Origin of the sequence: Paenibacillus sp. 3LSP (genome assembly GCF_032465655.1) — a bacterium.
Taxonomy (GTDB): domain Bacteria; phylum Bacillota; class Bacilli; order Paenibacillales; family Paenibacillaceae; genus Fontibacillus; species Fontibacillus barengoltzii.
Genome location: NZ_JAWDJI010000099.1, coordinates 18,825 through 28,783, shown reverse-complemented (window position 1 = coordinate 28,783; position 9,959 = coordinate 18,825). Strand labels below are relative to the sequence as shown.

The window sequence follows — 9,959 nt, the reverse complement described above, 5'->3', positions numbered from 1 at the left end:
CCTCACGTACGGTTTGATGAGGAGGGGCTGGGCCCCGCCCAGCCTTTCACTCTAGCTCTGGCAGCTCGGTTTGCTGTTGTCCTCTCAGAGGATTTCCTAGCCAAAATATGTGGAGGTGGAGAATTTGGGATTTTCTCAAGAGTTGCGTAGGCAGGCGGACGGAATTTATCAAGCGATATTTGATCATCCCTTTGTCAGAGGTATTGCGGAAGGCCGGTTACAGAAAGAACAACTCATTCATTACGTCAAGCAAGATTTTGAGTATCTGAATGCGTATATGCGAATTTACGGGATTGCGATTTCCAAGTGCCAGACCCGCGAGGAGATCGCGGTGTTTAACCAACAAATCGATTTTATTCTCAACAGCGAGATTCATCCGCATCACAATTTTTGCCGGGTGGCCGGGGTGAAATTTGAAGATTTGCAAGGCTTTCCGCTGGCCCCATCGGCGCATCATTATATCCGTCATATGCTGACAGTAGCTCATGAAGGAACTTTGGGGGAAATTTACGCCGTGCTTCTGCCTTGTCCGTGGACGTATCTGGAGATTGGTCAGAAGCTGCTTGAGGAAGTGCAGCCGACGCCGGAGCATCCGTACTATGAGTGGATCACCTTCTACGGTCAACGTGCAGGAGGTGTCACAGAGAAGTTCAAACAGGCGTTGGATCAATGGGCGGAAACCGCCAATCCGGCGGAGCGCCAACGCATGGTCGACCACTTTATGCAGAGCTGCCAGCTGGAATATCTCTTCTGGGACATGGCTTATCGGTTGGAAGATTGGCCGGTGGCGATGCCGGTGCTTCAGCCATAACTTCGCGCCAAGCTACTGATCCATCGATACAAGCCAAATGATCGAAAGAGAGGTTAAACCTACATGAGTGTACTGGAAAAAGAACTAGCCCAAGTGCTGCAAAAGGTGCAAAATACAAAACCGCTCGTTCATAACATCACAAACGTGGTCGTTACGAATTTTACGGCGAACGGCTTGTACGCGCTTGGCGCGTCGCCGGTCATGGCGTATGCGCCGGAGGAGGTGGCCGACATGGCCAAGATCGCCGGCGCGCTTGTCCTCAACATCGGCACGTTGTCGACGCCGCAGGTGGAGGCGATGGTCCTTGCCGGCCAGTCGGCGAACGCCCACGGCGTGCCGGTGCTGCTTGATCCGGTGGGCGCGGGAGCGACCGCCTTCCGGACGGAGGCGGCGCTGCGCATCCTGCGCGAGGTGAAGGTGGCGCTCGTGCGCGGCAACGCGGCGGAGATCGCCCATCTCGTTGGCGAAGCCCGCGAGATCAAGGGCGTCGACGCCGGCGACTCCGCGAGCGCCGAGGCGGCCGAGCTTGCCGTGCGGGCCGCGCGGGCGCTGAACACGGTCGTGGCGATCACCGGCCGTGAAGACGTCATCACCGACGGGCTGAAGTGCCGGATCGTGAGCGGCGGGGACGCGCTGCTCACACAAGTGACCGGCACGGGATGCCTGCTGACGTCGGTGCTGGGGGCTTTCGCCGCGGTGGAGCGCGATCTGCTGCTGGCCGGCACGGCCGGGCTGGCATTTTACGGCGCTGCCGCGTCCCGCGCTGCCGAGCGGACGGCTTCGGCCGGCCCGGGCAGCTTCCAGATCGCGTTCCTTGACGAGCTGGCAAAGCTGCACCCGCATTCGCTCAAAGGGCACGCGGCGGTGCGTGAATTTCAGGCGACCGGAGCCGGCGGGTGGTGGGTCGGATGAGCCAGATCGCCAGGGCCTTAACGATTGCCGGATCGGACAGCGGCGGCGGGGCTGGCATCCAGGCCGATCTGAAAACGTTCCAGGAGCTGGGCGTTTTCGGAATGTCGGCGATTACCGCTGTGACGGTTCAGAATACGCTCGGCGTCTCCAACGTCTACCCGTTGCCGCCGGAAGCCGCGGCAGAGCAAATCGAAGCGGTGGGCTCTGACCTTGGTGTAGATGCGCTAAAGACCGGTATGCTGTTCAGCGCCGAAATCATCGGAGCAGTGGCCGCGCAAATCCGCGCGTTCAGCTGGAACCGGGTCGTTGTTGACCCGGTGATGATCGCTAAAGGCGGCGCATCCTTGCTCCAGACGGAAGCGGTGCAGGCGTTACGCTCACAGCTGCTGCCGCTGGCGTACATCGTGACGCCGAACCTTCCCGAAGCGGAGGTGCTGTCCGGACTGTCTATCCGCAGCATGGAGGACCGCCGTAAGGCCGCAAAACGGATTTGTGCCTACGGCGTGCAACAGGTTGTCATTAAGGGCGGGCATGATGCCGATACCGGTGAGCAGGTTGTGGATTTATATTATGATGGCACCACCTTCACCGAAATGGTGGAGCGGCGAATCCCCACTGTGCATACGCACGGCACGGGCTGCACATTCTCGGCGGCATTAACGGCGGAGCTTGCCAAGGGAACGCCGACTTTAGACGCGGTGCGAATTGCGCGTGCTTTCATTCAAGCGGCGATTGAACATGAGCTTGGATTGGGGCAAGGGCACGGCCCGACCAACCATTTTGCCTATCGCCGGCTGCAAGGAGCGTCCCGATGAGCGGCGGAGTTGGAAGCGGGCGGATTGCGGCAGACCGGATGCGCCAGCTGCTGCGCACGTATCTGGTCCTCGGCAGCCCGAACTGCCGCGACCATCCGCTTCGCGTACTGGAGGCGGCGCTGGACGGCGGCGTGACGCTGGTGCAGTTCCGCGAGAAGGGACCGGGAGCGCTCACCGGGGAGCCGCTGCGGGCGCTAGCCGCCCAGCTGCTGGCCGCATGCCGCCGGAGGGGCGTGCCGTTCCTCGTCAACGATGACGTGGAACTGGCCCTTGCGATTCATGCCGACGGCGTGCATGTCGGTCAGGAGGACGAGGCGGCCGCGCGGGTTCGCGCCCGGATCGGCGACCGCATCCTCGGCGTCTCCGCGCACACGTTCGCCGAGGCGGAGGCCGCCGTGCGGCATGGCGCCGATTACCTCGGAATCGGGCCGATCTACCCCACGGCCTCGAAGGCGGATGCCAAGGCGCCGCAGGGGCCGGCGATTCTCCGCGAGCTGCGCGATCGCGGGATCACCTTGCCGCTGGTGGGCATCGGCGGCATCACGGTTGAAACGGCCCGCGACGTCATCCGCGCCGGGGCTGATGGTGTTGCCGTGATTTCCGCCATCACCCTAGCGGATGACGTTCGCCAAGCGGCGGCGCAGTTATATGCGCAAACAGATGCCGACACAAACACGATTTGAGCGTTTCAATCCCATACACAATACACAGACCACCCCCTTGCCTTCAGGCAAGGGGGTGGGAATTTGTGGACTATATGGTAAGTGGAATTCGAATTTCTTTGGCTTTTGTCATGGATAATACGTGAACGCATATTTTTTTAATTCCTACTCCTATGGTATAATATCCTCAATGTTTGGCTATGCTGTTAATTTGCTGTTTTGTTGATTTTATTTTTTTAGTATATGTTACATAGATCACCGCAACTTTTTCGCCCCTGTTCGGTAATTATTTAGGAAAGAATCGAACGGGAAGATGGCCTATGGAAGCGCGAGGAGGATCGCACCCAAATGACGGATTCCCAAATGATTCGCGAAATTAAGGAAGGTAACACGGAACTGTATTCGGAGCTGATGCGAAGGTATCAGCGGAAGATCCTAGCTTTCGTGTACCACATGTTAAAGAGCGCTCATTTAGAGCTGCTTGCTGAAGATTTATGCTCGGAAACGTTCTATAAAGCATTTCGCAGCTTGCATTCCTTTAGAGAGCTGGATGCTTCATTCTCAACCTGGTTGTACACGATTGCCCGTAACACCGTGCTCAGTGAGCTCCGCAAGCAACGAAACGGCAACGTCCCCCTGGAGGAAAGCGGGATTATCCCCGTAGCCCCCAGCGAGGTCGCTCCGGAGCAAGCAGTATTACGGAGCGAGAAAGTGGGCATGGTGAGAGAAGCGATCAACAATTTGCCGGAGAAGCAACGGTCAGCTTTGATCTTGCGTGAATACGATCAATTGGATTATCAGGAGATCGCTAACATACTGGGACAAAGCGTCAGTGCCGTGAAGTCGCTATTGTTCAGAGCGCGCAGCAGTGTAAAGAGTCAGCTTGAACCCTACTTTTATGAACCCATCTACGAGCATTACGAAGGGATGAAAAGCAGATGAATTGTAAAGAGGCCCAAGAATTGTTCGGATTGTTACGGGACCTGCCCGAACAACACCCACAGCGGATAATGCTGGAACAGCATCTTTTGGGCTGCGAGTCTTGCGCGGGCGAATACCAACAATGGGAAGAATGCCTGGACATGCTGCAGTACATACCGATCGAAGTGACAGAGGAGCAAGCGGAAGCGGTCAATCGGCGAGTGATGGATCGGATTTATGCCGAATCGCCTTGGTTGGCTCCTGATGTGAAGCGCGGCGTGACCCGTCGTATTCGGCGGCGGGTGGTTTTTTGGGCCGCCAGCTTCCTTGCGATTTTCGTGATTAGCTTCGGGTTCCTGCTGATGGATCATTTTACGACGGATCAGGAAAGCGCGGAACCGATGACCGGGATCCTCCCAACTGCTGTGGTGGTAGCGGGATCGGAGTCGGATACGTATGAGGAGTTCTCCATTGCCTTAACCAGCGTATCCCGGGGGATAGTCGAGCCTTTTGCGGTACCAATGAGTCCGGCCTATCCGCAATACTGGATGTATCTATCCATGGGCGGTATGCTGCTGGCGCTCTTTTCCTGGAAGGGATTGCGCCGAACCAAAAGATAAACTTGGGTCCTAACGCTTCTCCCGCTTTCGGAGCGGGCGGGGCGTTTTTACTATCTAAAGGGGGATGATTATGCTCGTTGGGTTAATTCGCCACGGACTCACTGATTGGAACGCTATCGGAAGAATTCAAGGTCAAAGCGATATTCCGTTAAACGATGAGGGACGGCGTCAAGCCAAGTTGCTCGGCAGAAGATTGAAGGAGGAGAACGAATACCGCTGGGATTTCGTCCTGACGAGCACGTTGTCTCGGGCGCGAGAGACCGGTTCAATCATCGCTGAAACGCTGGGGATTCCGCTTTACGATCCGGACCCGCGGTTGGTGGAACGGTCGTTTGGTAAGGTCGAGGGGCTGACGTTAACGGAGAGGGAAGCCTTATGGGGGAAAGATTGGGATCGCCATGAACTCGGACAGGAGAAGGATGGGGAGATTCGTCAGCGGGCTTTGTCGTTTATGTCCGATTTGGCAGAGCGTTACCCGTCGAATAACATCCTGGTTGTGACCCACGGCGGCTTGTTGGCTCAGTTATACATTGCCTTGTATCAGGAGAGATGCCAGGAGCGCATCGGCAACTTATCACTCACCATCCTGGAGAAAAATGAGAAAGCCTGGGACCTGCGTCTATATAATTGCACGCGTCATTTGCAGGAAAGCGTCCAGGAACGAAAGTAAATCGGCCTTAGGCCGGTTTCTTTTTTTTTTGCTTAATTCATGGAATAATTTTGCTTTCAGGGAATAAACGCCGGAAAACCTTCCCATAATGGGATTAAAACGGCGAGGCGGTAAAACTATGAATCTTGCGGATATGCTCACTTATGCCGATATCGGACAACTTAGCAGAATAGCAGATCATTACCGCTGTGAATGCAGCGGGCACTCGAAGCATGAACTGATTCAATCCATCCTGCAGACGGTAGGGCGCCGGGATTTTATTGAGCGGTATATCGGCAGCATGAGTATGGAGGATTTGCGCTTCCTGAACACCCTGCTGTTTGATGGTCGTCGTCAGTTCAGTCTGGAGGAATTGGTTGCCTGTGCACAGGGCTCGCGCTTTACGGAAGATGCCAAGGAGCGGGAGAGTCCGCGGGAGATGATCACCCGTTTTCGCCAACAGGGTTGGTTGTTTAATGGGACCACCCAGCAAACTCGCTATCTATTTGTGGTTCCGGAGGACTTGAAGCAGCGGTTCCGCGAAGCTCTGGAGCGCCGGTTTCTTGCCGAGGTGAAGGCGGCCGCCGCCGAACCGCCGATGTACCGGGAGGAGCCGGAGATGTTATCCGCCGACCTGTTGCTCTTCCTGCAATACGTGTCCAAGCATGACATTCCGCTAAATAGCGAAGGTGTGATGTATCGGAGAAATCAGTCACAGATTATGGAATCGCTGCACGTCTCCGAGGGGCTGGTAGGCAGAGGGTGGCGTTTCGGGTATGGCCGCCGTTTTAAGGATTATCCCAATCGGTTTGCGCTGCTCTACGACTATGCCTATCATTCCCGTCTCATTCAAGAGAACAACCATCGATTGGAACTGACGGATACGGGAGTGGCCTACCTGACGGAGGAACGAAAGGAACCGATGATCCAGTTCGTTCGCTTTTGGTTAAGATTATATAAAGGACCAATTCCCAATTTGCTGTCCCTCGTCTACTGGATTGTCTGTTGTTCGAAAGAATGGGTGACGGTTTCCTCGCTCTTCGAACGAGTGGAGCCGCTGATCAAGCCGTTCTTCTACGACTCCCCAGCTTCGATCTTTGAAGAGCGGATCCTGCAGATGATGCTTCATCTCGGAATGGTGCGCTTCGGAGAAGACGAGCAGCGCGAACGATATGTGCAGGCTTCCCCGTTCGGAAAGCAAGCGGTTCAGCAAATCCATAAGGGTTAGACCTAGTTCCGCGAATGCCGCTAGGCACAGACATATTCATGAGAATGGGGGGCAAACGTCCCATATCGGCGAAGATATCAGTGAATATCTTTAAGTATGAGCAGGTTGTTGAAGTGACAGAATCTACGAGATGTGTGACGGTATGGAGAACAATATTCAATGTAACGATGGTTTGGAGGTGCATCCTATGGATCAGATGAAGGTTACTTATGAAGCAATGCTTGGATTGGCGGCGGAAATGATATGGGACGAAGCGCTCCGGAAGCATCGCTCGGAACAGATCTACAACGAGATTGACACCGCCTTGGCGAATGGCGACGAGGTTGCCTTCCGGCTCCTGACGGATGAACTGAAAACACTGGAAGAACGCTAAAAGCAAACCGCCCTATCTGTTCACAGCAATACGAACGGATGGGACGGTTTTTTTGTGAAGGAGATGAAGGATGGATTTGTCAATGATCCCTGTTTATAATGGGAAGACATTGATCGAAGAAGGGGATGCAACATGAAATTTAGTGAAATTGAAGCTTCCGCTTGGGAAGAGCTTAGCCCATACCTGGATACCTGCTTGATTCCGGTCACAGGATTATCTGGACAAGAACGTCCGTATGAAGTCACCGAAAAGTTGGAAAGACTGAGAGATATCCTTGATTGGGTGGAAATCCCTTTCAAGGGAAGGGTCGTGACATACCCGTCGTATCAATACGAGACGCCGGATATGGCGCAGAACTTAAACGATTTGTGCCGAAATGTCAAGAGCAGCGGATTTAAGTACGCTGTGGTCATCTCAGCTGATTTTGAATGGGGAGATGCGGGGCTTCCAGAGGCGGATTTAATCGTGACGCCAGGCCGTTTTGCGGCGGATTCGAAGGAAGGAGCTGCGGCACGAGTGAAGGCGGCAGTCCAAGAAATGTGGCAAGCTCAATAGCGGTGGTGATTGTGACAAAATATCGACAATTTCAAGTGGGACAAGCTTTTTGCGGGTCAAAAAAATGTGTCAAATTCTTGACGCTCTTAAAACGCTAATATATTATTAATATGTCTTACGCGATGTTGTGATAATTATCATTGAAACGCACGGAAACAATTGCTTGACAAGGGGGGTTGAAGACATATGAGCAATCAGCATGACCAGCAGGAATCCTCGCACAAACCGCCTATTCGCAAAGAGATGTCCCGTCGGCAATTTCTTACATATACGCTAGGGGGCGCCACAGCATTCATGGTGGGTGGGGTGACGCTTCCTATGGTTCGTTTTGCGGTTGATCCGATTTTGCATAAGAAAGGCGAAGGGACCTTCGTTAAAGTTGTGGAAGTGAGCAAAATTACCAACGAACCACAGGAATTTTCGTTCGAGCTCAAGCAGCAAGACGGTTGGTACTTAAGCACAGCTTCCCTGACGGCTTGGATTCGCAAAGACGAAAGCGGCAAAATTTATGCGCTTTCACCGATTTGTAAACATTTGGGATGTACGGTTGGTTGGAATAACGACAAGAACTTCCCAGATGAATATCACTGCCCATGCCACGGTGCACATTACACCAAAGAAGGTAAGCAGCTGGCGGTCGCGTCGAAGCCGCTTGACGAGTACAAGGTTATGATCAAGGATGACTGGGTTTATCTGGGGGATATCATCCCGAACACCATCGTGAAATAAGGAGGCGTAGATACGGATGTTTAAGAATGTATACAACTGGATTGACGAACGTCTTGATATCACGCCGATTTGGCGCGATGTAGCCGATCACGAGGTTCCGGAGCACGTGAACCCTGCGCATCACTTCTCCGCGTTTGTGTATTGCTTCGGCGGCTTGACGTTCTTTATTACGGTAATCCAGATCTTATCGGGGATGTTCTTGACCATGTATTACGTTCCCGATATTATTAACGCTTATGCCAGTGTAGAATACTTGCAGACTCAGGTCGCCTTTGGCCAGATTGTCCGCGGGATGCACCACTGGGGAGCCAGCTTGGTTATCGTGATGATGTTTCTACATACGCTTCGCGTTTTCTTCACCGGTTCCTACAAGGCACCACGCGAAATGAACTGGGTAGTCGGTATGCTGATCTTCTTCGTCATGATCGGTCTTGGTTTGACGGGATATCTGCTGCCATGGGATAACAAAGCTTATTTCGCAACGAAGGTAACGTTGGAAATTGCCAACTCTGTACCGGTGTTGGGTCCGGTTATTAAGGAATTGCTGCAAGGCGGAACGATTGTAGGGGCGGAAACGTTAACTCGGTTCTTTGCCATTCACGTATTCTTCCTGCCTGCGGTATTGCTGATCCTCCTGGTAGGTCACTTTATCATGATCCGCAGACAAGGGATTTCCGGTCCGCTATAAGAAGCGTGGGACATAGCTGATCCAATTGAATTGAAAATAGTTTCGAAAGACCTCTATAAGAGAAGGGGGGCAAAAAGGACATGGCTCATCATGACAATTCGAAGGAAAAGGTCGTATATGTCGGCGACTCCCGCGTCCGTAAGGGCAAGGGCTTTATAGCGCCTCCGGACTATACGGCGTATCCCGGCAAGTCGGAAGCGTTCATTCCTAACTTTTTGCTGAAGGAATGGATGGTTGGCGTTGTTGTACTCGTTGGATTCCTGGCGCTGACTATATCAGAACCGGCTCCGCTGGGCTTCCCGGCCAATCCGACGGCTTCGGTTATCCCGATGCCGGACTGGTACTTCCTGTTCCTGTATCAATATTTGAAATATCCATATGCCTCCGGCGATTACGTCGTTCTCGGTACAATGGGGATTCCGGCTGTGATGTTCGGCGGCTTGCTGCTCGCTCCATTTTTGGATCGCGGTAAGGAACGCCGCTTCTATAAGCGTCCGATCGCCTCGACACTGATGTTTCTTTCGATTGCCGCGGTTGTTTACTTGACGAACTTCGCTTGGACGCATTACCAGAAAGAACTGCAAGCAACAGGTCAAGTACCGGAACATATTCAACGGGAAGAACAAGCCCGTGAGAATCGGGAGAAGGGCTTGCCTACGTCGAATGCGAACCGTCAGGAAGAAGTGGCGATCGTGGATAAGGACGATCCGGCCATGGATGCATACAAGAAAGCGACCTGCGTATCATGCCATGGGGCTGACCTGAAAGGCGGGGCTGGACCTTCGCTTCGCGGCGTTGGTGACAAGCATGATAAGGACGCAATCCTTTCGATTATTAAAGAAGGATACAATGGCAAGATGCCTGCAATGTACGATACTGCGATCAGCGCGGGCTTGACGGATCAAGACATCGACCACTTGGCTGAATGGCTTGCGAAACAAAAAGCAGAACAGTAAAATAAGTAATAATGAAAAACCTGATCGTCTTACGATCAGG

At 53.5% G+C, this 9,959-nt stretch carries 13 protein-coding genes; all 13 read left to right on the top strand.

What is annotated here, in order from left to right; translation table 11 throughout:
- Nucleotides 1-124 precede the first annotated feature (124 nt).
- The 13 genes from tenA to RW092_RS08240 all read left to right on the top strand — a co-directional run bounded on the left by tenA (nucleotide 125) and on the right by RW092_RS08240 (nucleotide 9,919).
- Nucleotides 125-811, top strand: coding sequence for a thiaminase II (gene tenA, locus RW092_RS08300; RefSeq protein WP_028539180.1), 687 nt, complete (start codon nucleotides 125-127; stop codon nucleotides 809-811).
- 63 nt (nucleotides 812-874) lie between these two features.
- Nucleotides 875-1,723, top strand: a complete 849-nt coding sequence (thiM, locus tag RW092_RS08295) for a hydroxyethylthiazole kinase (protein WP_316009965.1) — start codon at nucleotides 875-877, stop codon at nucleotides 1,721-1,723.
- The gene (gene thiD, locus RW092_RS08290; RefSeq protein WP_028539178.1) at nucleotides 1,720-2,538 is read left to right on the top strand and encodes a bifunctional hydroxymethylpyrimidine kinase/phosphomethylpyrimidine kinase; all 819 of its coding nucleotides are present in this window, start codon (nucleotides 1,720-1,722) and stop codon (nucleotides 2,536-2,538) included. Before thiM ends, thiD begins: the two co-directional genes overlap by 4 nt.
- Nucleotides 2,535-3,221 (top strand): thiamine phosphate synthase, encoded by a 687-nt coding sequence (gene thiE, locus RW092_RS08285; protein ID WP_028539177.1) that lies wholly within the window; start codon nucleotides 2,535-2,537, stop codon nucleotides 3,219-3,221. The genes thiD and thiE overlap by 4 nt, the downstream gene beginning before the upstream one ends.
- A 327-nt stretch (nucleotides 3,222-3,548) precedes the next feature.
- The gene (locus tag RW092_RS08280; RefSeq protein WP_028539176.1) at nucleotides 3,549-4,142 is read left to right on the top strand and encodes an RNA polymerase sigma factor; all 594 of its coding nucleotides are present in this window, start codon (nucleotides 3,549-3,551) and stop codon (nucleotides 4,140-4,142) included.
- Nucleotides 4,139-4,741: an anti-sigma factor family protein gene (locus RW092_RS08275; RefSeq protein WP_028539175.1), complete on the top strand. Its 603-nt coding sequence runs from the start codon at nucleotides 4,139-4,141 to the stop codon at nucleotides 4,739-4,741. The genes RW092_RS08280 and RW092_RS08275 overlap by 4 nt, the downstream gene beginning before the upstream one ends.
- Nucleotides 4,742-4,811: 70 nt before the next feature.
- Nucleotides 4,812-5,411, top strand: a complete 600-nt coding sequence (locus tag RW092_RS08270) for a histidine phosphatase family protein (protein WP_316009964.1) — start codon at nucleotides 4,812-4,814, stop codon at nucleotides 5,409-5,411.
- A 118-nt stretch (nucleotides 5,412-5,529) separates the two neighbouring features.
- Nucleotides 5,530-6,618, top strand: coding sequence for a hypothetical protein (locus RW092_RS08265; protein WP_085279334.1), 1,089 nt, complete (start codon nucleotides 5,530-5,532; stop codon nucleotides 6,616-6,618).
- Between the two features lie 187 nt (nucleotides 6,619-6,805).
- The gene (locus tag RW092_RS08260; RefSeq protein WP_009226994.1) at nucleotides 6,806-6,991 is read left to right on the top strand and encodes an IDEAL domain-containing protein; all 186 of its coding nucleotides are present in this window, start codon (nucleotides 6,806-6,808) and stop codon (nucleotides 6,989-6,991) included.
- Nucleotides 6,992-7,123: 132 nt separating this feature from the next.
- Nucleotides 7,124-7,546: a DUF2487 family protein gene (locus RW092_RS08255; RefSeq protein ID WP_016311823.1), complete on the top strand. Its 423-nt coding sequence runs from the start codon at nucleotides 7,124-7,126 to the stop codon at nucleotides 7,544-7,546.
- 186 nt (nucleotides 7,547-7,732) lie between these two features.
- Nucleotides 7,733-8,275, top strand: coding sequence for a Rieske (2Fe-2S) protein (locus RW092_RS08250; RefSeq protein ID WP_016311824.1), 543 nt, complete (start codon nucleotides 7,733-7,735; stop codon nucleotides 8,273-8,275).
- A gap of 16 nt (nucleotides 8,276-8,291) precedes the next feature.
- Nucleotides 8,292-8,963, top strand: a complete 672-nt coding sequence (gene qcrB / locus RW092_RS08245; RefSeq protein WP_016311825.1) for a menaquinol-cytochrome c reductase cytochrome b subunit — start codon at nucleotides 8,292-8,294, stop codon at nucleotides 8,961-8,963.
- 80 nt (nucleotides 8,964-9,043) lie between these two features.
- A complete protein-coding gene (locus RW092_RS08240; RefSeq protein WP_028539174.1) occupies nucleotides 9,044-9,919 on the top strand; it encodes a menaquinol-cytochrome c reductase cytochrome b/c subunit in 876 nt (291 codons plus the stop codon).
- Nucleotides 9,920-9,959: the final 40 nt, after the last annotated feature.